Genomic DNA, 21,593 nt, shown 5'->3' on the forward strand with positions numbered 1-21,593 from the left:
CAACATATGGCTTTTTTATGGTGATGTACCTCACACATAGCGGTAACGACAGGGATGTCTCTGCTTTAGGATCTCCTGCTGTGCGTCATTTTTATCCAGCATAAAATTTCGTGAACATCCTGTTTTTCGATGTTGGATTAACGTGATATCGCAAAGAAAAATTTTCTGCCGCAGCACGTTTTTTAACACTGTGTTCTATGCTTGAAATGAGGTACTCCAGACAGAGAGTGCCGCCAACAATGAGGGTGCGCGAATGGCTACGATTGATTCCATGAACAAGGACACCACACGGTTGAGCGATGGACCCGACTGGACGTTTGATCTGCTGGATATCTATCTGGCGGAAATAGACCGCGTGGCAAAACTCTACCGACTGGAGACCTATCCGCACCAAATCGAGGTCATTACCTCCGAGCAGATGATGGACGCCTACTCCAGCGTCGGGATGCCGATTAACTATACCCACTGGTCGTTTGGTAAAAAATTTATTGAAACCGAACGTCTGTATAAGCACGGTCAGCAAGGGCTGGCTTATGAGATTGTCATCAACTCCAACCCATGTATCGCGTATCTGATGGAGGAGAACACCATCACCATGCAGGCGCTGGTGATGGCACACGCCTGCTATGGGCATAACTCCTTCTTCAAGAACAACTACCTTTTCCGTAGCTGGACGGATGCCAGCTCCATTGTTGATTATCTGATTTTTGCCCGAAACTACATTACCCAGTGTGAAGAGCGCTACGGCGTCGACGAAGTCGAAAAACTGCTCGATTCCTGCCATGCACTGATGAACTACGGTGTCGATCGCTATAAACGCCCGCAAAAAATTTCATTGCAGGAAGAGAAAGCGCGGCAAAAAAGCCGCGAAGAATATCTGCAAAGTCAGGTAAATATGCTGTGGCGTACCTTGCCGAAAAAAGAGGAAGAGAAAACCGTGTTTGAAGCGCGGCGTTATCCTTCTGAACCCCAGGAAAACCTGCTGTACTTTATGGAAAAAAATGCCCCGCTGCTGGAGTCCTGGCAGCGTGAAGTGCTGCGTATCGTGCGCAAAGTGAGCCAGTATTTTTATCCGCAGAAACAGACCCAGGTGATGAACGAAGGCTGGGCGACGTTCTGGCATTACACCATCCTTAACCACCTGTACGATGAAGGCAAAGTGACCGAGCGGTTTATGCTGGAGTTTCTACACAGCCATACCAATGTGGTGTTCCAGCCGCCGTACAACAGCCCGTGGTATAGTGGGATAAACCCTTATGCGCTCGGATTCGCCATGTTCCAGGACATCAAACGTATTTGTCAGTCTCCGACCGAGGAAGATAAATACTGGTTCCCGGATATCGCCGGTTCTGACTGGCTGGAAACCCTGCACTTCGCGATGCGTGATTTTAAAGATGAGAGCTTTATCAGCCAGTTCCTGTCACCGAAGGTGATGCGTGATTTCCGCCTGTTCACCGTGTTGGACGATGACAGACATAATTATCTGGAAATCTCAGCAATTCATAACGAAGAGGGATACCGTGAAATTCGTAACCGGCTGTCGTCGCAGTATAACCTGAGCAACCTGGAGCCAAACATTCAGGTATGGAATGTCGATTTGCGCGGCGATCGCTCTCTCACACTGCGCTATATCCCGCATAATCGCGCCCCGCTGGATAAGGGCCGCAAAGAGGTGCTGAAGCACGTCCATCGGTTATGGGGTTTTGACGTGACGCTGGAGCAACAAAATGAGGATGGCAGCGTGGAATTGCTGGAACGTTGCCCGCCGAGAATGAACGGTCTGTGAATCTTATTGCCGGGTGGCGACGCGAAAGCGTCTTATCCGGCCTACACTAGACATCCACGTAGGCCGGATAAGGTGTTCACACCGCCATCCGGCATTGAGCGATTAACGGCCCTGAATGGCTAAATCGCCGGGCAGGTTTTTCTGCATGCGATGCCAAATCTCGCCGCTGTCGTGACCGTAACTGCGCACCGTCTCATACACCTGGTCATGGGAGCCCTGCTCGCAGAGCAATGACAGCTTACGGTAGAAGCTCAGTGCCAGACCGCGGGCTTCCGGATTGGCGAAATAATGACGACCAATACGGGTATACAATCCCTTCATGCCGTTGAGGATCAGGCCGTAAATCGGATTGCCGGACGCGAATGCCAGGCCGCGGAAAATGTTGTAGTCAAGGTCAGCAAAAGCGTCAGCGTGGTCGGCTACCTGATTTGCCGTCGCCAGCACTTCCTGCGCTTTGTCCGGATGCTGGCGGAATGCGGTGCGAATGAAGATTGTTGAGATGTTGGTATGCACCGACAGCAGATTATCAATGAGCTGCGGAACGCTCTCGTGATCGAGGCGCGCCAGCGTTTCAAGAATATTCAGTCCTGACGTTTCCCAGAAATTATTCACTTTCGTCGGTTTGCCGTGCTGAATGGTCAACCAGCCGTCCCGCGCCAGGCGCTGTAACACTTCGCGTAGCGTGGTGCGTGTTACTCCGATAAGTTCAGAGAGTTCACGTTCAGCGGGCAAAATAGTGCCTGGGGGGAAGCGGTTATTCCAGATACTTTCAATGATGTACTCTTCCGCGAACCCCGCTGGGCTTTGCGCCTTAATGACCATAGTAATAATTCCATTACACAGCAAAACATAGTTACACACATCATACCAGACGGGTCTGATAGCTGATAGCTGACGCAATGAAGAAAAAGTGGATCAAGGCTTCATTTTCCAGATAACGCTGGGGCGCAATTGGCGCAACGAAGCACGTGAAGAGCTTGCCTGCGTTCCCTCCTCCCGCTAAGCTTTGCCGTCAAACATAAAAACATGATTTCATTTTTACAGGTAAGGGAAACTGCCATGGAGCTATCCTGGGGTCGCGCGCTGTGGCGCAACTTTTTAGGCCAGTCGCCGGACTGGTACAAACTCGCATTATTATCCTTCTTAATCGTTAACCCGATTATTTTCTTCATCAACCCGTTCGTTGCCGGGTGGCTGCTGGTGGCTGAGTTCATTTTTACGCTGGCAATGGCGCTCAAGTGTTATCCGCTGCTGCCGGGTGGCCTGCTGGCGATTGAAGCCGTCGTCATTGGCATGACCAGCGCCACGCACGTGCGTGAAGAGATTGCCGCCAATCTTGAGGTGTTATTGCTGCTGATGTTTATGGTGGCGGGCATCTACTTTATGAAGCAGTTACTGCTGTTTATTTTTACCCGATTGCTGCTGAGCATTCGCTCTAAAATGCTGCTGTCGCTGTCCTTCTGCGTAGCCGCCGCCTTCCTGTCCGCGTTCCTCGATGCATTGACCGTGGTCGCCGTCGTGATAAGCGTGGCGGTCGGTTTTTATGGCATTTACCACCGCATCGCCTCTTCCCGAGGGGAAGATAATATGCTCGATGACAGCCATATCGATCAGCACAATAAAGCCGTGCTTGAGCAGTTCCGCGGTTTTCTGCGCAGCCTGATGATGCATGCCGGCGTCGGCACGGCGTTAGGCGGCGTGATGACCATGGTTGGTGAACCGCAAAACCTGATTATCGCCAAAGCGGCGGGCTGGCATTTCGGGGATTTCTTCCTGCGGATGTCCCCGGTCACCGTCCCGGTGCTGATCTGCGGACTGCTAACCTGCATGCTGGTCGAGAAATTACGTTGGTTTGGCTATGGTGAAACATTGCCTGAAAAGGTGCGTGACGTTCTGCAGCAATTTGACGATCAAAACCGCCAGCAGCGTACCCGCCAGGACAAGATCAAACTGATTGTCCAGGCGATTATCGGCGTCTGGCTGGTTATCGCCCTGGCCCTGCATCTGGCCGAAGTTGGACTGATAGGCCTGTCGGTTATCATCCTGGCGACGTCCTTAACGGGGGTCACTGATGAACATGCTATCGGCAAGGCGTTCACCGAGTCACTGCCGTTCACCGCGCTGCTGACCGTATTCTTCTCAATTGTGGCCGTAATTATCGATCAGCAACTATTCGCTCCGATTATTCATTTTGTTTTACAGGCTTCAGAGCATGCCCAGCTCACTCTGTTCTACCTCTTTAACGGTCTGCTTTCTTCTATCTCCGATAACGTCTTTGTAGGCACGATTTACATTAACGAAGCCAAAGCGGCGATGGAGCACGGGACCATCAGCCTGAATCAGTTCGAACTGTTAGCCGTGGCGATTAATACCGGGACTAACCTGCCTTCCGTCGCAACCCCGAATGGCCAGGCCGCATTCCTGTTCCTGCTGACTTCCGCACTGGCACCGTTGATTCGCCTCTCCTATGGCCGCATGGTATGGATGGCGCTGCCGTATACCCTCGTACTAACGCTGGTCGGTCTTTTGTGCGTGGAATTCACCCTCGTCCCGGTGACCGAGTGGATGACACAAATAGGCTGGTTAGCTACACTTTCATAACAACTTACCGGGCAAATCACTGCCCGGTTTGACTTTTTGCATGATAATTATCCGATTACACAATATTTCAATAGCTGCTAGTGGCGCATAAATTGAATTGGTTTAAACTGCGCTCTCTACGCATGTTGCAGGGAATTTATTATGTTGCGATTTTTAAACCAGTGCTCCCGCGGTCGCGGAGCATGGTTATTGTTGGCGCTAACCGCCCTGGCGCTGGAACTCGTTGCGCTGTGGTTCCAGCACGTGATGCTGCTTAAACCTTGCGTGTTGTGTATTTACGAACGTAGTGCGTTATTCGGCGTAATGGGTGCCGGGCTGGTGGGTGCTATCGCGCCAAAAACGCCGCTGCGTTATGTAGCGATGGTTATCTGGATTTACAGCGCCTGGCGCGGTCTGCAGTTAGCGTATGAGCACACCATGATCCAGCTTTACCCGTCTCCGTTCATGACCTGTGATTTTGCGGCGCGCTTTCCAAGCTGGTTACCGCTGGACAAATGGCTGCCTCAGGTTTTCCTGGCATCCGGCGACTGCGCCGAGCGTCAGTGGTCTTTTTTAACCCTTGAAATGCCACAGTGGTTATTAGGGATCTTTGCTGCGTACCTGGTGGTCGCCGTGCTGGTGGTCATTGCCCAACCGTTTAAACCGAAAAAACGCGACCTCTTCGGTCGCTAACAGAGACGCTCCTTCGGGAGCGTTTTTTTTTGCCATAATGTCATTGCTTGGTGGCATCTATAAAATGTATATTAAATACATCTTATAGATGCCACACCAAGGAGATGTCCCATGTCCCATTTACGCATCCCGGCAAACTGGAAAGTTAAACGCTCTACTCCCTTTTTCACAAAAGACACTGTCCCAGCCGCACTGCTTTCCCACCATAACACCGCAGCAGGCGTCTTTGGACAGCTTTGCGTGATGGAAGGTACGGTAACGTATTACGGCTTTGCGAATGAAGAAGCGAAAGAACCTGAAGTTAAAGTGGTGATAAATGCCGGTCAGTTTGCGACCAGCCCACCGCAGTACTGGCATCGTGTTGAATTAAGCGACGACGCGCAGTTCAACATTAATTTCTGGGTTGAAGATGACAACCACTCAGATGAGATGTATCAGGCGAAAAAATCTTAATCTTTAGCGCCTGTTAACCGATGGGCGGCTCAGTCCGCCCATGAAGGTTTGTTCAAAATGTGATCCTGCCAGTCGTGTACTTCTGATTCTTTCACCGCAATATGACGGACTGAAATACGCTCACCGTGCATCGCGGCTTTCGAGCCAGTCAGTAGCGGGTGCCAGTCCGGCAGCCCTTTCCCTTCCGCAAGCAGACGATACGCGCAGGTCATCGGTAGCCATTCAAAAGTTGGCAAATTGTCACGCGTCAGCTTGATGCAATCAGGCTCGTATTCGAAACGACGTTCGTAGTTACGGCACTGGCAGGTTTTGATATTGAGCTGCTTACAGGCGACGTTGGTAAAATAGATTTCGTCGGTATCTTCATCCATCAGCTTATGCAGGCAGCATTGACCACATCCGTCGCATAATGACTCCCACTCGGCATCGGTCATTTCATCCAGGGTTTTGCTTTGCCAGAAAGGTATGTCGCTCATCAGGGTATCCGCTATTGCAATAAAGCTGCACCTTATAACCAGTCTGGCACGTTGATGCAAGTTTTGCCGCCCGAAAAGGCGGCTCTCGTCGTCAGCGTTTGACCGTGAAAACCGATCGCCAGCTCATCACCACTGTGTAACGACCCTACACCTTCTGGCGTTCCTGTCAGTACCACATCCCCCGCTTTGAGGGTGAAGAAACGACTCATGTAGGCAATCAACGGAATAATGTGATGGATCATGTCCGCCGTAGAACCGTGCTGACGTGTTTCACCGTTTACCGTCAGACTGAGCAGCGTATTTTGCGGATCGCCGTTAAACTCCGACACCGGAATAAAGCCCGACAGCGGACAGGAATTATCAAATCCCTTCGCTTTTTCCCACGGCTGCCCCGCTTTCTTCATTTTGCCCTGAATATCGCGCAGGGTCAGATCCAGCGCCACGCCATAACCGGCAATGGCTTTACGCACATGATCTTCCGTTGCCTGGCGCAGGGTCGCGCCAATCAGCACCGCCAGCTCAACTTCGTGGTGCACCGCCCCCATATCCGCCGGGATAACCAGCGGTTGGCGCAGGTCGCACAATGCCGTTTCCGGTTTGATAAACAGCACGGGTTCATCTGGCGTTGCGCTGCCCATCTCCTTAATGTGCTTTGCGTAATTACTGCCCACACAAACCACTTTACTCACTGGGTAATCCAGCAGAGCACCATGCCAGTTGTGATGTTGATACATGACTTTCCCCTAACGTCGTCTTCGATTTCAGGAACTGCATCGACGGGACATGCGGCTGCCGGATACAGTTTAACCTTTAGCGTCTGGTATATTTTGTTTTGCCACAGACAGATGCTGTTTGAGTAAATCTTCTGGCGGTGGCGGGATTTGTAAATAATAGCCCTGCTCGGTTAACGCCTGTTTTACTTTTTCAAGGTCAGCGTTCACCAGTTTCTTGCGACCATCAAGTGGTAAAATCATTGCCAGTTTCGGCTGACCAAAACCTTTCATCAGTTCTTCAGGAACGCGAGAGAAATCGTCTTTTTTTTCGACATATAAATAGGTCTGGTCACGTTTGCTGCTTCGGTAGATCACACAAAACATATCTTTTACTCTGAATTCACGGAATGGTGGCTTGCCTCAATATAATACTGACTATAACATGCCTTATAGTCTTCGGAATATCACCCCGCGCTGGGGATGATAAATAGCAAATTGAGTAAGGCCAGGATGTCAAACACGCCAATCGAGCTTAAAGGCAGTAGCTTCACCTTATCTGTGGTTCACTTGCACGAGTCAGAACCCGAGGTTATTCGTCAGGCGTTGGAAGACAAAATCGCGCAGGCTCCTGCTTTTTTAAAACATGCTCCCGTGGTGATCAACGTCAGTGGCCTTGAAAGCCCGGTAAACTGGCCAACGCTGCAGAAAGTTGTCGCATCTACCGGTCTGCGCATTATCGGCGTTAGCGGCTGCAAAGATGCCAGACTCAAAGCAGAGATCGACGAAATGGGCCTGCCTTTACTGACTGAAGGTAAAGAAAAAGCGCTGCGCCCTGCCCCCATTGCTGAACCCGCACCTGCCGCGCCGGTACAAAACGTTACTCCCATCACAAAAACACGATTAATAAATGTCCCGGTTCGTTCCGGTCAGCGCATTTATGCACCACAATGTGATCTGATTGTTACAAACCACGTCAGCGCGGGCGCAGAACTCATCGCTGACGGCAATATTCACGTTTATGGCATGATGAGAGGCCGTGCACTGGCGGGTGCAAGCGGCGATCGAGAAGCACAGATTTTTTGTACCCACCTGACGGCAGAACTGGTGTCTATCGCAGGTGTTTATTGGCTGAGTGATAAAATCCCAGCAGAATTTTATGGCAAAGCGGCGCGTCTGCAATTAGCAGAGAACGCTTTGACAGTTCAACCGTTGAATTGATCCCTTTTTAACAAGGAATTTCTATGGCACGCATTATTGTTGTTACTTCGGGTAAAGGGGGCGTTGGCAAAACCACCTCCAGCGCGGCCATCGCTACAGGTTTGGCCCAGAAGGGAAAGAAAACTGTCGTTATTGATTTTGATATCGGCCTGCGTAACCTCGATTTGATCATGGGTTGCGAACGCCGCGTCGTTTACGACTTCGTCAACGTTATTCAGGGCGATGCGTCGTTAAATCAGGCGTTAATCAAAGATAAGCGTACTGATAATCTCTTTATTCTTCCGGCCTCACAGACTCGCGATAAAGACGCGCTGACGCGTGAAGGCGTCGCAAAAGTTCTGGATGATCTGAAATCGATGGACTTCGACTTCATCGTCTGCGACTCCCCGGCCGGTATTGAAACCGGTGCGCTGATGGCACTGTATTTTGCCGATGAAGCGATTATTACCACCAACCCGGAAGTGTCTTCAGTACGTGACTCTGACCGTATTCTGGGCATTCTGGCGTCGAAATCTCGTCGCGCGGAAAATGGTGAAGATCCGATTAAAGAGCATCTGCTGCTTACGCGCTACAACCCTGGCCGCGTAAACAGAGGCGACATGCTCAGCATGGAAGACGTACTGGAAATTCTGCGCATCAAACTGGTTGGTGTGATTCCGGAAGATCAGTCAGTCCTGCGCGCATCTAACCAGGGTGAGCCGGTGATCCTCGACATCAATGCGGATGCTGGCAAAGCTTATGCAGATACCGTAGACCGTCTGTTGGGAGAAGAACGTCCTTTCCGCTTCGTTGAAGAAGAGAAGAAAGGTTTCCTCAAACGCCTGTTCGGAGGATAAGTTATGGCATTACTGGATTTTTTTCTCTCGCGGAAAAAGAGCACAGCAAACATCGCTAAAGAGCGACTGCAGATCATTGTTGCGGAACGTCGTCGTAGTGACGCCGAGCCGCATTATTTACCGCAGTTGAGGAAAGATATTCTCGACGTTATCTGTAAGTATGTACAAATCGATCCAGAGATGGTCACTGTACAACTTGAACAAAAAGACGGCGATATTTCTATCCTCGAACTTAACGTGACATTACCAGAAGCAGAAGAGTCGAAATAAGCGCTTTGGTAAAAAAGTTGTGGTCGAAAAAAGGCAGAATATTCTGCCTTTTTTATTTTCAGTGACCCGTCCTGAATAGCGTTATTACCGAGTAAACAGTAGATAGGGTTCCAGAATAACCACCAGACACTCGCTTATTGTGGATATTCCAGCAACAGGGCGTTAAGTCGCTCGGCCATCAGCTCGCCACGCCAGCCGGAAATAAGCTCCGGCAAGGAAGACTTCGGCTTTAATTTCCAGTGCCAGTTAAGCAACTGATTTATCTGACGGCGGGAGGCCAGCAGCTCCACGCTGAGATTGTGTTCCGCGCTCACGTCAGCCACCAGCGCCTTAATGGCTTTGAAGGCTTTACGGTAGCCCGGCATATCCATCAGGTTCAGCAGTGGTTCAGGCAACGATGCTTCCGGCAGGGCCTGCGCTTTTTCTACCAATGAAATCAGTGTCTTGCCATGGAAGCGAATTTCGCTCCCGGAAAGACCGAGGCTGTCCAGCTCACCCAGACTACCCGGCATATAGCGCGCCACCGACCACAGGTGCTCTTCGCGTACCACGAAATTCACCGCCAGATCGCGTTCGCGCGCTTTACGCAGTCGCCAGTCAGCCAGCAGTTGCAGGCAGGCAAGCTGACGGGTACGCAGCTGCCAGGCGTTGGTAATGTCACGCCACGCGTCCTCAGGCGCCAGTACTTCCTGGCGACGCTGCTGCATTAAACGACACTCATCCAGCGCGGCCGGTAGCCAGCCAGAGGCATCGGTTTCAGCCATCAGTTTTGCGGTGATCGGTAATAAATACCAGACGTCCGCGGCAGCATACTCACACTGACGCTCAGTCAGCGGTCGGGCCAGCCAGTCCGTACGGGATTCGCTTTTGTCCAGCGCCACCCCCGTAAACTCTTCCACCATCGCGGCAAATCCCCACGACAGCGGGCGACCGCAAAACGCGGCCAGAATTTGCGTATCAATCAGCGGCTGCGGAAGTTCGCCAAAGGTGTTGAGAAACACTTCCAGGTCTTCACTTCCCGCGTGCAGGAATTTGGTTATCGTGGTGTCGCGTAAAATGTCGCGCAGCGGCGACCAGTCGGTGATCCCCAGCGGATCAATCAGAGCAACGTGTTTGCCGTCAAACAGCTGAATGAGTCCCAGCTGCGGATAATAGGTACGCGTGCGAACAAATTCAGTATCCAGGGCAATCGCCGGAAACTCACGAACGGCTTCGCACAGCGTGGCCAACGCGTCGTCCGTGGTAATCATTTGGTAATTCAAATCGTGCTCTCTCAGGTTTGCGCCAAAAAAAACGCCGGATTAACCGGCGCTTTCTGATGACTGACTTAACGCTCAGTCTTTATTGTCCACTTTGCTACGGGCTTCGTCACGCAATTCTCGTCGCAAAATTTTGCCGACGTTAGATTTTGGTAACTCATCACGGAATTCCACCAGCTTCGGGACCTTGTAGCCGGTCAACTGACGGCGGCAGAACGTAATCAGCGCTTCATCGGTGAGTGACGCGTCTTTCTTCACGACAAAAATCTTCACCGCTTCACCGCTGCTGCCCGAGGGCACGCCCACCGCGGCTACTTCCTGAACGCCAGGATGTTGCATCACCACGTCTTCAATTTCGTTCGGATAAACGTTAAAACCGGAGACCAGGATCATATCTTTTTTGCGATCGACGATACGCAGGAAGCCTTCGTCGTCCATCACCGCAATATCCCCGGTGTGCAGCCAACCATCTTTAACAATTTCATCGGTCGCATCCGGGCGCTGCCAGTAACCCAGCATCACCTGCGGGCCTTTCACGCACAGTTCACCCGGCTCGCCCGGCGGGACTTCGTTATCGTCATCATCCACCAGCTTAACCTCAGTGGAGGGAACCGGCAGGCCAATACTGCCGCTGTGATAGTCGATATCATGCGGATTGACGCTCACCAGCGGCGAACACTCGGTCAGGCCATAGCCTTCCAGCAGATATTGGCCGGTCAGCTTCACCCAACGTTCTGCAACCGCCTGCTGGACGGGCATACCGCCCCCCGCAGAAAGATGCAGCGACGAGAAATCCAGTTGCTGGAAGTCTTTGTTATTCAACAAGGCGTTGAACAGCGTATTGACGCCGGTCATGGCGGTAAACGGGTATTTCGCCAGCTCTTTTACCAGGCCCGGAATATCACGTGGGTTAGTGATCAGTACGTTTTGACCGCCAAGCTCAATAAACAGCAGGCAGTTCATCGTTAAAGCAAAAATGTGATACAGCGGTAGCGCGGTGATCACCAGCTCTTTACCCGGATGCAGCAACGGACCGTAAGTAGCATGGACCTGCTCGAGGTTCGCCAGCATATTGCGGTGGGTGAGCATTGCACCTTTTGCCACACCGGTTGTCCCCCCGGTGTATTGCAGGAAGGCCAGATCTTCAGAGACCACTTCAGGCTTCACATACTGCATGCGATACCCGTTTTGTAACGCACTGCGAAACGAGATGGCATCAGGCAGGTGATATTTCGGTACCAGCCGCTTAATGTACTTCACAACAAAGTTAACCAGCGTTCCTTTGGCGGTTGAGAGCTGATCGCCCATTCGCGTCAGGATCACGTGCTGAACCGATGTTTTATCGACCACTTTCTCCAGCGTGTGGGCAAAGTTGGACACGATCACAATCGCTGCCGCGCCGCTGTCATTAAGCTGATGCTCCAGTTCACGCGGCGTGTACAATGGGTTCACGTTTACCACAATCATGCCGGCACGCAGAATGCCAAACAGCGCCACCGGATACTGCAGCAGGTTCGGCATCATCAGTGCGACACGATCGCCCTTTTTCAACCCCAGCCCTTCTTGCAAATATGCCGCAAATGCGCGGCTACGCTCTTCGAGTTTGCGGAAGGTCATCACCTCCCCCATATTCACAAACGCGGGCTGATCGGCATAGCGCCTGACTGAATGTTCAAACAGTTCCACCAGGGATTGATAACGGTCAGGATTGATCTCCGCGGGAACACCTGCGGGATAACGGTTAAGCCAAACCTTTTTCAATACATCACCTCTAAAATGCGTATTCGTCGTCATCACAACCCCAGACAATAAACAAACTGTTAACATAATATTAACTCAGCGTACCAGTTTGTTTATTACACAACGACAAGGTTGCGAAGCACGTCACTATTTATTTTTCTTATAGCCACATAAATGCAGAAACAGCGGACGCGCCGCTGCTTCTTTTATACATAAATCAAAGAGTTATTCTGTAACTATCGTCTGAACCTGTGCCGGACCTGGATTGTACCATCCCCATCCGCCGTAGCCGCCGTATGGCCAGCCACGCGCACCGTAGAACCAGGGATCGATGGGCTGCGGAGGCATCACGATCTGTTGAGTAATATGCCAGCGTTTATAACCGGTTACCTGCATCAGCATGAACTTATACGGCGTACTGCCAATTTTACCGTCCACCGTGCCGCTAATAGGCCCTACGACGGTGACCAGTTGTCCGCGGAAATCCACCGGATCGAGAAAGCCATTAACATCGGCATAAATACGCCCGCGTGAGGCTTCACCCAGAATCGGACGCGCGCCGCTGTCGAGAGGCACGGTGGCAATTTCCAGTCGGGATTTCCCCTGCTGATTCTGAATGTCCACCACTTTGCCGCCAAAGCGTGCTTCCTGTCCGACATACAGTTGCGGCGCATTCATGACCCGTACCAGATCCTGCTGTGGCGTTGGGCTTGAACCTTTAATCGCATCAGGAATGGTAACGCAACCGCTTAGCATGAACGCCAATGCGCCCGTCAACACGCCTTTTAATACCCATTTTTGAACCGCCATGTTGCGACTCCCTTATCTCAGCGCCTGTCCCCGGTGAGTTTCAAACTGCTGCGCATTCATCGCGTTGAGCCCGTTTGAAAGCATCGGGGGATGTACTACTAAGATTCATTCTTTTCCGGGAAGTTTCTTCCACGCCACGGTGTTACGTAAATAAACCGGTTCAGCATGTTCAACCGCTACCGTCTTTCCAGAGGCGAACAGTTGGGTGGCGAGAGGCAACATATCTTCAGCAGCCGGAAGCAAAACGTCGCCATCGCGCAGCATCAGGCCACTGTCTTTACCGAGTTCAGGCCATGCAGGCCAGCCCGTGCCGACCGTTACCCAGTCACCGGAAAGCTGCAGCAGTCGCTCATGAACCTGTTCCGGAGTTAATACCGCTTCGGTGTCTTCGCCGTGCCAGATACCGTTCTCATTACGCTGGTATTCGGCCCAGTAGACTTCACCCATGCGCGCATCAATTGCGGCCAGCACGCGCGTTGCGCCGTTTTTGCGCCAGGCCCCCTGCGCCATAGTTGCCAGCGTGGACACGCCGATCATTGGCAAGTTCGCCCCTAACGCCAACCCCTGAGCAATACCAATACCAATACGCACGCCGGTGAAACTACCGGGACCTCGGCCAAACGCCAGAGCGTCGATATCCGTTAATGTGACATTGCCAGCAGTCAGGATATCCTGAACCAGCGGCAGGATGCGTTGGGTATGCTCTCGAGGGCAAAGCTCGAAATGAGATGTGATATTACCGTCATTCCACAGGGCGACAGAGCACGCCTCTGTGGCGGTATCGATAGCCAGAATTCGCATGGGTCTTCGTGATCAGATCAATAAATTTGGCGCGTATCTTAGCACAGTCTGTAACAAATTACTCAGTCGTTGGTATGGCAAGAAAGCGAACCGCGCGGGCAATGTCACGCGTGCGGGGTGCCGGTGGCAGGCTGGCAAGGAATGTCGCACCGTAAGGTCGCATGACCAGCCGGTTATCACAAATCACCAGGACGCCGCGATCGTCAGCGTCACGAATCAAGCGCCCCACCCCCTGCTTAAGCGTGATCACGGCATCCGGGAGCTGGACTTCGTCAAACGGGTCGCCGCCGCGCAGCCGGCAGTCTTCCATACGCGCTTTTAACAGCGGATCGTCCGGCGAGGTAAACGGCAGCTTGTCGATAATAACCAGCGATAGCGTGTCACCTCGTACGTCCACACCTTCCCAGAAGCTGCTGGTCGCCACCAGCAGGGCATTGCCCGCACTGACAAACTGCTGCAATAGCTGCCCTTTGCTGGTCTCCCCCTGCAGCAGGACCGGGAGCGTCATGGTGGCACGAAACTGTTCCGCCAGGTCGCGCATCATTGCGTGCGAGGTACACAGCATAAAGCAGCGCCCATTGTTAGCTTCAATAATGGGGCGCAACATGGCGGCCAGCTGACGCGCCGCCCCCGGCTGGTTAGTTTGCGGAAGATTGCGCGGCACGCACAGCAGCGCCTGTCGCGTGTAGTCAAAGGGGCTCGGCAACAACATTGATTCAGCCTGTTCAATGCCCAGTCGCGCGGTAAAGTGGCGGAGATCGTCGTTGACCGACAGCGTAGCGGAAGTAAAAATCCAGCAGCCCGGTTTTTGGTCCATCACCTCTTTGAATTTATCCGCTACGGTGAGTGGCGTCAGCGCCAGCGTAAAATGCCGTGAAGTGCATTCATACCAGTAGCTGAATCCCGGTTGGTTGATCTCCTTTAGGCGTTTCAAGCGGGCGCGATACAGCGTGGCGCGCTCGAACGCGGCATCCAGCAGCGCCGAACGTCCGAGCGACAGCTTCGCTACGTCGTAGCACAGTTCCAGCGTGTCATCGAGTAGCAAAAATGCCCGCTGGACGCGCTGATCGGCCAGCAATTCACGCAGGTTACCGCGATAGCCCGGCTCGCCCAGTTGCAGGCGGAAATCCTGCGCGCTTTGCGCCAGACGGTCAGCGCACTTTTGTAGTTGCTGGGTATCTTTTAGCTCGGTGCGATAGGCAATGGTAATGTCTTTGGCCAGATCGAGCAGTTGCCGACTGGAAAGCGACTGACCAAAATACTGGCTGGCGATATCCGGTAGCTGATGGGCTTCATCGAAGATCATCACGTCTGCCTCCGGGATCAGCTCCCCGAACCCGCTCTCTTTCACCACCATATCAGCGAGAAACAGATGATGGTTAACTACCACCACATCGGCATCCATGGCCTTTTTACGCGCTTTAACGACAAAACAGTCTTTATACAGTGGGCAGTCGCTGCCCAGACAGTTGTCGTTGGTACTGGTCACCAGCGGCCATGCGTGCGAGTCTTCCGCCACGCTGACGCAGGTGCTGATATCGCCATCAACGGTTTGATTCGACCACGAGCGCAGCAGGATCACGTCGCTTAAGGTTTGCACCGGCAGGTCACCGCCCGCCAGCGCCTGTTGTTCAAGGCGTTCCAGACACAGGTAGTTAGAGCGCCCTTTCAGCAACGCCAGTTTGCCGGTAAATTTCAGCGCTTTTGCCACGGTAGGGAGATCGCGGCTGTAGAGTTGATCCTGCAGCGCTTTCGATCCGGTAGAAATGATCACTTTCTTACCGGCGCGCAGTGCAGGCGCAAGGTAGGCGTAAGTTTTCCCGGTCCCGGTCCCGGCTTCGACGACAAGCGGCTGTGATTTTTCAATGGCATGCGAGACGGCGACGGCCATCTGTCGCTGTGGTTCACGCGGTTTAAAACCCGGTATCGCTTTAGCCAATTGACCGTCTGCTGCAAAATCGTCCGTCACACTACCCCCTGTTCATTTGAACAGGGATTATGTCAGGCCAGCGGGTCTTTCGCCAGTTGAAGAGGTGACGAGGGCACAACATTATGGCAGTCTTGTCGCCAACAGAAACCGATTAAATAAAAACGTAAATGAGGAATAATTTATGACTATCGTGCGCATTGATGCCGAGGATCGTTGGTCAGACGTGGTGATTCACAACAACACGTTGTATTACACCGGCGTACCGGAAAACCTGGATGCTGACGCGTTTGAACAAACGGCCAACACGCTGGCACAAATTGATGCGGTACTGGAAAAACAGGGCAGCAACAAGTCACGTATTCTTGACGCGACCATTTTCCTGACGGACAAAAGCGACTTCGCCGCCATGAACAAAGCCTGGGACGCGTGGGTCGTTGCCGGTCACGCGCCCGTGCGTTGTACCGTACAGGCCGGGTTGATGAACCCGAAATACAAAGTCGAGATCAAGATTATCGCCGCAGTGTAACGAGCGTTACTCGTCTTCGTCCTCGTCTTCAAAACGCGCCACGATCCGTTCGCCGGTATGAGTGGCGCGAATTTCAGCCGCGACCTGAGTGATCGCTTCGCCGCTGCTCATCCCCTGTGACATCAGTTCGTGAATACGCTCGACTGCTTTTTGCTGCTGTTCATGACTGAGTGAAGGTAAACCTGCAAACATTGTTAACTCCTGCTAGATTGTCTGCGCTAATTATCCCATGCTACCGGGCAGTAAGCCAGTAAAGTAGTAACGAGTCAGGACTGATGAAAACGTTATCTCCCGCAGTAATTACATTACCCTGGCGTCAGGACGCCGCTGAACGCTATTTCTCGACCTTAAGCCATCTGCCGTGGGCGATGCTGCTACATTCGGGGCACGCCGACCACCCGCATAATCGCTTTGATATTCTGGTCGCCGATCCTGTGATGACGCTGGTCACGCGAGATGCAGACACCGCAGTGCATGACAAAGACGGAATCACGCACACGCCTGATGACCCGATGACGGTGTTACGCTCGGCGCTAACTTCACTGGCAATACGGCCCGATTATAATCCCGTTCTTCCCTTCCAGGGAGGGGCGCTGGGCCTGTTTGGCTACGATTTGGGCCGACGCTTCGAAGCGCTGCCAAATGTCGCTGAACGTGATATCACCCTGCCGGATATGGCAGTTGGCATTTACGACTGGGCACTGATTGTCGACCACCAGCGGCAAACCGTGTCGCTGCTCAGCCACGGTGATGTGCAGGCCCGCCGCTACTGGCTGGAAAGCCAGCGCGCGCCAACGCATGAGCCCTTTATGTTAACGTCAGCGTGGCAATCCAATATGAGCCGCGCGCAGTACGGCGAAAAGTTTCGCCAGGTACAGCGCTATCTGCACAGCGGGGACTGCTATCAGGTCAACCTTGCCCAGCGTTTTCAGGCGCAGTATCAGGGGGATGAGTGGCTCGCCTTTGAGCGACTCAACCAGGCCAACCGCGCCCCGTTCAGTGCGTTTATCCGCCTTGAGGAAGGCGCAATCCTCAGCCTGTCGCCAGAGCGGTTTATTCAGTTGGAAAATCGGCAGATCCAGACGCGCCCCATCAAGGGCACCCTGCCGCGACTGGACTCGCCAGATGCCGATCGTCAGCAGGCGCAAAGACTGGCAAACTCACCTAAAGATCGTGCTGAAAACCTGATGATCGTGGATCTGATGCGTAACGACATTGGTCGCGTTGCCGTGCCGGGTTCGGTCAAGGTTCCCGAACTGTTTGCTGTCGAACCCTTCCCTGCCGTGCACCATCTGGTCAGCACCATTACGGCGCGTTTGCCGGAATCGCTGCACGCCACGGATCTGCTGCGCGCCGCCTTCCCTGGTGGTTCCATTACCGGCGCGCCAAAGGTGCGGGCGATGGAAATTATTGACGAACTGGAACCGCACAGACGTAACGCCTGGTGCGGCAGCGTCGGCTATCTGAGCTTTTGCGGCAATATGGATACCAGTATTACCATCCGCACCCTGACGGCCACCGACGGACAGCTTTACTGTTCGGCTGGCGGTGGGGTTGTTGCGGACAGTCAGGAAGACGCGGAATATCAGGAAACGTTTGATAAAGTGAACCGTATTTTGCACCAACTGGAGAACTGAACCGTGGAAAACAGCAGCCTGACGCTTGATGACTTTTTATCGCGCTTTCTTCTCCTGCGCCCGCAGGTCAATCATGAAGCGTTAAACCAGCGCCAGGCCGCCGTGCTGATCCCGGTCGTTCGCCGCCCACAGCCGGGATTGCTGTTAACCCAACGCTCGGTGCATTTGCGTAAACACGCCGGACAGGTTGCCTTCCCGGGCGGAGCTGTAGACAGCAGCGACGCGTCGCTGATTGCCGCCGCGCTACGAGAAGCCGAGGAGGAAGTGGCCATTCCCCCTTCGTGCGTTGAGGTGATTGGCGTCCTGCCGCCGGTGGATAGCGTCACCGGTTTTCAGGTCACGCCTGTGGTGGGTATTATCCCACCTAATCTGCCCTATCGTGCAAGCGAAGATGAAGTCTCTGCAGTATTCGAAATGCCGCTGGCGCAGGCGTTGCATCTGGGTCGTTATCACCCCTTAGATATCTACCGTCGGGGTGACTCGCATCGCGTCTGGCTTTCCTGGTATGAGCATTATTTCGTCTGGGGAATGACCGCCGGGATAATTCGTGAGCTGGCGCTGCAAATTGGCGTGAAGCCCTGACTATACTTATCTTTACGCACCGCAGACACAACCTGAAACGCCGGTCACAACATTAGTAAAACCGCGGTTATCTATTAGTTTAATTCATGTGAATAGTTAAGCCGATCGCCGCGTTCCCTCTTACACTATGCGCAGTTATAACATCGTTACTGGAAAGCCCAGTCGCCCTGTAGGAGTATTATCGTGATTAGTCTATTCGACATGTTTAAGGTGGGGATCGGTCCCTCATCTTCCCATACCGTAGGACCTATGAAGGCGGGTAAACAGTTCGTCGATGACCTGGTCGAAAAAGGATTACTGGACAGCGTTACTCGTGTTGCCGTCGACGTGTATGGTTCACTGTCGCTCACGGGTAAAGGTCACCACACCGATATCGCCATTATTATGGGTCTGGCAGGCTATGAGCCTGCGACCGTGGACATCGACAGCATTCCCGGATTTATCCGCGATGTAGAAACGCGTGGACGCCTGCTGCTTGCGCAGGGCCAACACGAAGTCGACTTCCCGCAAAACGACGGCATGCGTTTTCGCAACAGCAACCTGTCGCTGCATGAAAACGGTATGCAAATTCATGCCTACAACGGTGACACCGTTGTTTACAGCAAAACATATTATTCCATTGGTGGTGGTTTCATCGTTGATGAAGAACACTTTGGTCAGGACGCGGCGAATGAGGTCAGCGTACCTTATCCGTTCAAATCTGCCGCTGAAATGCTGGAGTACTGCAACAGCACCGGTCTGTCGCTCTCTGGCATGGTGATGCAGAACGAACTTGCGCTGCACAGCAAAAAAGAAATTGAAGAGTATTTTGGTAACGTCTGGCAAACCATGCAGGCCTGTATCGATCGTGGGATGAACACCGAAGGCATTCTGCCGGGGCCGCTGCGCGTGCCTCGTCGTGCCTCTGCCCTGCGTCGTATGCTGGTCTCCAGCGACAAACTCTCCAACGATCCGATGAACGTGATCGACTGGGTGAACATGTTTGCGTTGGCCGTAAACGAAGAGAACGCCGCGGGTGGTCGCGTTGTGACAGCGCCGACCAACGGTGCTTGCGGCATCGTGCCTGCGGTTCTGGCTTATTACGATCACTTCATTGAGCCCGTCAGCCCGGATATCTATACCCGCTATTTCCTGGCGGCCGGTGCAATTGGCGCGCTGTACAAAATGAATGCCTCTATCTCTGGCGCAGAAGTGGGCTGCCAGGGCGAAGTCGGTGTGGCATGTTCTATGGCCGCAGCAGGTCTGGCAGAGTTACTGGGTGCGAGCCCGGAGCAGGTATGTGTGGCTGCCGAAATCGGTATGGAACACAACCTCGGCTTAACCTGCGATCCGGTTGCCGGACAGGTCCAGGTGCCGTGCATTGAGCGTAACGCCATTGCTTCCGTGAAGGCGATCAACGCGGCACGTATGGCAATGCGTCGTACCAGCGCCCCGCGCGTCTCACTGGATAAAGTCATCGAGACCATGTACGAAACCGGCAAGGACATGAACGCCAAATACCGCGAAACCTCCCGCGGCGGCCTGGCGATCAAAGTTCAGTGTGACTAATACTTAATTTTCGCCCATCTGCGACGGATGGGCGAATTTGCTTCCCCTCCCTCGTCTACGGTAATTTTCCCCACTACACTTGCTCTGTTGCTGTTGGCTTCTGTGACCAACGGCTTATCGGGCGGCCCGCATGCAAACAGCACAACGGATCATCAAAAATTATCGCCGTAATCGCTTAATCGTCTGCACAGTTTGTGCACTACTGACGCTCATTCTTACATTATCTGTCCGATTTATTTCGGAGCGTAATTTAAATCATCACTCCACCGTCACGTTCGCTAACCATGCTGTAGAAGAGCTGGATGATATCCTGCTGCCGTTGCGGACCGGACGTGATGTGCTGCTGCCGTTAATTGGCCTGCCCTGCTCGGTGGCGCGCTTAGCCCTGAGCAAGCACGCCGCCAGACTGCAAACTGTGCGCTCTATTAACCTGGTTCAGGGTGGCATCCTCTATTGTTCGAGTATTTTTGGCTATCGCAATGTGCCCATCAAGCAGCTGCAACCTGAATTGCCCAGCCGCGAACCGCAGCTACTGTTATCCACCGATCATTCGCTCATTAAGGGCAGCCCTATTCTGACGCAGTGGTATCCGTCGTCTGCCAATGGCGAAGATGGGGTGCTGGAGATCGTCAATATTGAATTATTGTCGGGCATGCTGCTTGAACCACAGCCTCCGCAAATTACACATGCCAGTTTAACCATCGGTAAGCGGCATCTGCTGTACGGACAAGGCGTCGTCGACAAGCTACCAGAGAGTGACGGCGAACAACGCTACCAACTTTCATCACAACATTTCCCCTTTGCCATCAGCGTTAGCGGACCAGGAGCCAGCGAACTGGCGTTAAGACACCTGCCCACCCAGTTACCGTTAGCGGTCATGCTCAGCTTATTAGTCGGGTATCTGGCCTGGCTGGCGACCGCTAACAGAATGAGTTTTTCCTGGGAGATTAATCTGGCCCTCGCCGAACGGGAGTTTGAGCTATTTTGCCAGCCACTACTGAACGCCAGCACCCAGCAGTGTACGGGCGTTGAAATTCTCTTACGCTGGAATAACCCGCGTCAGGGCTGGATTTCACCTGAAGTGTTCATCCCTATCGCGGAAGAGCACAATCTGATTGTCCCCCTGACTCGTCACGTCATCGCAGAAACCATTCAGCAACGGCACGTTTTCCCAATGAGCAGCCAGTTTCATATCGGTATCAACGTCGCCGCCAGCCATTTTCGTGACGGTATGTTGTTAAAAGACCTTAATCAGTACTGGTTCAGTCAGCATCCCATCCAGCAACTGGTGATTGAATTGACCGAGCGCGACGCGCTGCTGGATGTCGATTATAGACTGGTGCATGAACTTCACCGGCTGGGGGTAAAACTGGCCATTGACGATTTCGGTACCGGCAACAGCTCGCTCTCGTGGCTGGAAAAGTTGCGCCCGGATGTACTGAAGATTGATAAATCCTTTACCTCTGCGATCGGGACTGATGCCGTCAATTCGACCGTTACTGACATCATCATCGCGCTGGGGAAAAAACTGAATATTGAACTGGTAGCTGAAGGGGTTGAAACGCAGGCGCAGGCCCAGCATTTACGGCGACATGGCGTGAATGTATTGCAGGGATTTCTGTATGCCAAGCCGATGCCGCTGCGCGATTTTCCTCAATGGCTGGCGGGCAGTAGTACACCACCACCCGCCCGGCATAACGGGCATATCATGCCTGCTATGCCGTTTCGGTAGGCC

Annotated in this window: 22 protein-coding genes; 12 read left to right on the forward strand and 10 right to left on the reverse strand. The window is 53.0% G+C overall.

The genetic code is table 11. The features are described 5' to 3' along the window. Nucleotides 1-253 precede the first annotated feature (253 nt). Nucleotides 254-1,786 carry a SpoVR family protein gene (locus FDW88_RS15825; RefSeq protein WP_137362919.1) on the forward strand — a complete coding sequence of 511 codons (1,533 nt, stop codon included), beginning with the start codon at nt 254-256 and terminating at the stop codon, nt 1,784-1,786. Nucleotides 1,787-1,888: 102 nt separating this feature from the next. Here the strand turns inward: FDW88_RS15825 and fadR are convergent, their stop codons facing one another. Further along, nucleotides 1,889-2,608: a fatty acid metabolism transcriptional regulator FadR gene (fadR, locus tag FDW88_RS15830; protein ID WP_137362920.1), complete on the reverse strand. Its 720-nt coding sequence runs from the start codon at nt 2,606-2,608 to the stop codon at nt 1,889-1,891. Between the two features lie 237 nt (nt 2,609-2,845). On the opposite strand from fadR, the gene nhaB reads away from it, so the two are divergent. From nhaB to FDW88_RS15845, 3 genes are all read left to right on the forward strand, one after another. After that, nucleotides 2,846-4,387 (forward strand): Na(+)/H(+) antiporter NhaB, encoded by a 1,542-nt coding sequence (gene nhaB, locus FDW88_RS15835; RefSeq protein ID WP_137362921.1) that lies wholly within the window; start codon nt 2,846-2,848, stop codon nt 4,385-4,387. A 141-nt stretch (nt 4,388-4,528) separates the two neighbouring features. Continuing rightward, a complete protein-coding gene (gene dsbB / locus FDW88_RS15840; RefSeq protein ID WP_137362922.1) occupies nt 4,529-5,059 on the forward strand; it encodes a disulfide bond formation protein DsbB in 531 nt (176 codons plus the stop codon). 111 nt (nt 5,060-5,170) lie between these two features. Then, nucleotides 5,171-5,512 (forward strand): DUF1971 domain-containing protein, encoded by a 342-nt coding sequence (locus FDW88_RS15845; protein ID WP_096756729.1) that lies wholly within the window; start codon nt 5,171-5,173, stop codon nt 5,510-5,512. A 29-nt stretch (nt 5,513-5,541) separates the two neighbouring features. Here the strand turns inward: FDW88_RS15845 and FDW88_RS15850 are convergent, their stop codons facing one another. From FDW88_RS15850 to FDW88_RS15860, 3 genes are all read right to left on the reverse strand, one after another. Next, nucleotides 5,542-5,988: a YcgN family cysteine cluster protein gene (locus FDW88_RS15850; RefSeq protein ID WP_196209307.1), complete on the reverse strand. Its 447-nt coding sequence runs from the start codon at nt 5,986-5,988 to the stop codon at nt 5,542-5,544. Nucleotides 5,989-6,020: 32 nt separating this feature from the next. After that, nucleotides 6,021-6,722 (reverse strand): fumarylacetoacetate hydrolase family protein, encoded by a 702-nt coding sequence (locus FDW88_RS15855; protein ID WP_137362923.1) that lies wholly within the window; start codon nt 6,720-6,722, stop codon nt 6,021-6,023. A 69-nt stretch (nt 6,723-6,791) separates the two neighbouring features. Continuing rightward, nucleotides 6,792-7,085, reverse strand: a complete 294-nt coding sequence (locus tag FDW88_RS15860) for a YcgL domain-containing protein (protein WP_096756727.1) — start codon at nt 7,083-7,085, stop codon at nt 6,792-6,794. A gap of 126 nt (nt 7,086-7,211) precedes the next feature. On the opposite strand from FDW88_RS15860, the gene minC reads away from it, so the two are divergent. Genes minC through minE form a run of 3 tightly spaced genes read left to right on the forward strand, consistent with a single transcriptional unit; the run spans nt 7,212 to nt 9,025 of the window. Next, nucleotides 7,212-7,919 (forward strand): septum site-determining protein MinC, encoded by a 708-nt coding sequence (gene minC / locus FDW88_RS15865; RefSeq protein ID WP_096756726.1) that lies wholly within the window; start codon nt 7,212-7,214, stop codon nt 7,917-7,919. 23 nt (nt 7,920-7,942) lie between these two features. Continuing rightward, nucleotides 7,943-8,755, forward strand: a complete 813-nt coding sequence (gene minD, locus FDW88_RS15870; protein WP_137362924.1) for a septum site-determining protein MinD — start codon at nt 7,943-7,945, stop codon at nt 8,753-8,755. Between the two features lie 3 nt (nt 8,756-8,758). Then, nucleotides 8,759-9,025 (forward strand): cell division topological specificity factor MinE, encoded by a 267-nt coding sequence (gene minE / locus FDW88_RS15875; protein WP_003833739.1) that lies wholly within the window; start codon nt 8,759-8,761, stop codon nt 9,023-9,025. 134 nt (nt 9,026-9,159) lie between these two features. On the opposite strand, the gene rnd is transcribed toward minE, so the two are convergent. The 5 genes from rnd to FDW88_RS15900 form a co-directional block, all read right to left on the reverse strand. Next, nucleotides 9,160-10,275, reverse strand: a complete 1,116-nt coding sequence (gene rnd / locus FDW88_RS15880; RefSeq protein WP_137362925.1) for a ribonuclease D — start codon at nt 10,273-10,275, stop codon at nt 9,160-9,162. An 84-nt stretch (nt 10,276-10,359) separates the two neighbouring features. Further along, nucleotides 10,360-12,045: a long-chain-fatty-acid--CoA ligase FadD gene (gene fadD / locus FDW88_RS15885; protein WP_135953057.1), complete on the reverse strand. Its 1,686-nt coding sequence runs from the start codon at nt 12,043-12,045 to the stop codon at nt 10,360-10,362. 204 nt (nt 12,046-12,249) lie between these two features. Further along, the gene (locus FDW88_RS15890) at nt 12,250-12,834 is read right to left on the reverse strand and encodes a Slp family lipoprotein (RefSeq protein WP_096756721.1); all 585 of its coding nucleotides are present in this window, start codon (nt 12,832-12,834) and stop codon (nt 12,250-12,252) included. Nucleotides 12,835-12,939: 105 nt separating this feature from the next. Further along, nucleotides 12,940-13,635: a tRNA (adenosine(37)-N6)-threonylcarbamoyltransferase complex dimerization subunit type 1 TsaB gene (tsaB, locus tag FDW88_RS15895; protein ID WP_137362926.1), complete on the reverse strand. Its 696-nt coding sequence runs from the start codon at nt 13,633-13,635 to the stop codon at nt 12,940-12,942. A gap of 58 nt (nt 13,636-13,693) precedes the next feature. Next, the gene (locus FDW88_RS15900) at nt 13,694-15,604 is read right to left on the reverse strand and encodes an ATP-dependent DNA helicase (RefSeq protein ID WP_096756719.1); all 1,911 of its coding nucleotides are present in this window, start codon (nt 15,602-15,604) and stop codon (nt 13,694-13,696) included. A gap of 142 nt (nt 15,605-15,746) precedes the next feature. Here FDW88_RS15900 and FDW88_RS15905 point away from each other — a divergent pair, with 142 nt between their 5' ends. Next, nucleotides 15,747-16,091, forward strand: a complete 345-nt coding sequence (locus FDW88_RS15905) for a RidA family protein (protein WP_096756718.1) — start codon at nt 15,747-15,749, stop codon at nt 16,089-16,091. Between the two features lie 6 nt (nt 16,092-16,097). Here FDW88_RS15905 and FDW88_RS15910 read toward each other — a convergent pair whose 3' ends face one another. Then, nucleotides 16,098-16,283, reverse strand: coding sequence for a YoaH family protein (locus FDW88_RS15910; protein ID WP_096756717.1), 186 nt, complete (start codon nt 16,281-16,283; stop codon nt 16,098-16,100). Nucleotides 16,284-16,366: 83 nt separating this feature from the next. Between FDW88_RS15910 and pabB the strand changes: the two genes are divergently transcribed. From pabB to FDW88_RS15930, 4 genes are all read left to right on the forward strand, one after another. After that, on the forward strand, nt 16,367-17,728 hold the full coding sequence (pabB, locus tag FDW88_RS15915) for an aminodeoxychorismate synthase component 1 (RefSeq protein ID WP_170974176.1): 1,362 nt from the start codon (nt 16,367-16,369) through the stop codon (nt 17,726-17,728). 3 nt (nt 17,729-17,731) lie between these two features. Beyond that, nucleotides 17,732-18,310, forward strand: a complete 579-nt coding sequence (locus FDW88_RS15920; protein ID WP_115258246.1) for a CoA pyrophosphatase — start codon at nt 17,732-17,734, stop codon at nt 18,308-18,310. Between the two features lie 183 nt (nt 18,311-18,493). Further along, nucleotides 18,494-19,858: an L-serine ammonia-lyase gene (gene sdaA, locus FDW88_RS15925; RefSeq protein WP_115258245.1), complete on the forward strand. Its 1,365-nt coding sequence runs from the start codon at nt 18,494-18,496 to the stop codon at nt 19,856-19,858. 130 nt (nt 19,859-19,988) lie between these two features. Next, nucleotides 19,989-21,590, forward strand: coding sequence for an EAL domain-containing protein (locus tag FDW88_RS15930; protein ID WP_115258244.1), 1,602 nt, complete (start codon nt 19,989-19,991; stop codon nt 21,588-21,590). Nucleotides 21,591-21,593 lie beyond the last annotated feature (3 nt).

Origin of the sequence: Citrobacter sp. wls829, from assembly GCF_005280825.1 — a bacterium.
Taxonomy (GTDB): Bacteria; Pseudomonadota; Gammaproteobacteria; order Enterobacterales; family Enterobacteriaceae; genus Citrobacter; species Citrobacter gillenii.

Bases quoted from the DNA above. Each gene is read 5' to 3' on its own strand.
- FDW88_RS15825 (WP_137362919.1), top strand. From the start codon at position 254: ATGGCTACGATTGATTCCATGAACAAGGACACCACACGGTTGAGCGAT.
- fadR (WP_137362920.1), bottom strand. From the start codon at position 2,608: ATGGTCATTAAGGCGCAAAGCCCAGCGGGGTTCGCGGAAGAGTACATC.
- nhaB (WP_137362921.1), top strand. From the start codon at position 2,846: ATGGAGCTATCCTGGGGTCGCGCGCTGTGGCGCAACTTTTTAGGCCAG.
- dsbB (WP_137362922.1), top strand. From the start codon at position 4,529: ATGTTGCGATTTTTAAACCAGTGCTCCCGCGGTCGCGGAGCATGGTTA.
- FDW88_RS15845 (WP_096756729.1), top strand. From the start codon at position 5,171: ATGTCCCATTTACGCATCCCGGCAAACTGGAAAGTTAAACGCTCTACT.
- FDW88_RS15850 (WP_196209307.1), bottom strand. From the start codon at position 5,988: ATGAGCGACATACCTTTCTGGCAAAGCAAAACCCTGGATGAAATGACC.
- FDW88_RS15855 (WP_137362923.1), bottom strand. From the start codon at position 6,722: ATGTATCAACATCACAACTGGCATGGTGCTCTGCTGGATTACCCAGTG.
- FDW88_RS15860 (WP_096756727.1), bottom strand. From the start codon at position 7,085: ATGTTTTGTGTGATCTACCGAAGCAGCAAACGTGACCAGACCTATTTA.
- minC (WP_096756726.1), top strand. From the start codon at position 7,212: ATGTCAAACACGCCAATCGAGCTTAAAGGCAGTAGCTTCACCTTATCT.
- minD (WP_137362924.1), top strand. From the start codon at position 7,943: ATGGCACGCATTATTGTTGTTACTTCGGGTAAAGGGGGCGTTGGCAAA.
- minE (WP_003833739.1), top strand. From the start codon at position 8,759: ATGGCATTACTGGATTTTTTTCTCTCGCGGAAAAAGAGCACAGCAAAC.
- rnd (WP_137362925.1), bottom strand. From the start codon at position 10,275: ATGATTACCACGGACGACGCGTTGGCCACGCTGTGCGAAGCCGTTCGT.
- FDW88_RS15890 (WP_096756721.1), bottom strand. From the start codon at position 12,834: ATGGCGGTTCAAAAATGGGTATTAAAAGGCGTGTTGACGGGCGCATTG.
- tsaB (WP_137362926.1), bottom strand. From the start codon at position 13,635: ATGCGAATTCTGGCTATCGATACCGCCACAGAGGCGTGCTCTGTCGCC.
- FDW88_RS15905 (WP_096756718.1), top strand. From the start codon at position 15,747: ATGACTATCGTGCGCATTGATGCCGAGGATCGTTGGTCAGACGTGGTG.
- FDW88_RS15910 (WP_096756717.1), bottom strand. From the start codon at position 16,283: ATGTTTGCAGGTTTACCTTCACTCAGTCATGAACAGCAGCAAAAAGCA.
- pabB (WP_170974176.1), top strand. From the start codon at position 16,367: ATGAAAACGTTATCTCCCGCAGTAATTACATTACCCTGGCGTCAGGAC.
- FDW88_RS15930 (WP_115258244.1), top strand. From the start codon at position 19,989: ATGCAAACAGCACAACGGATCATCAAAAATTATCGCCGTAATCGCTTA.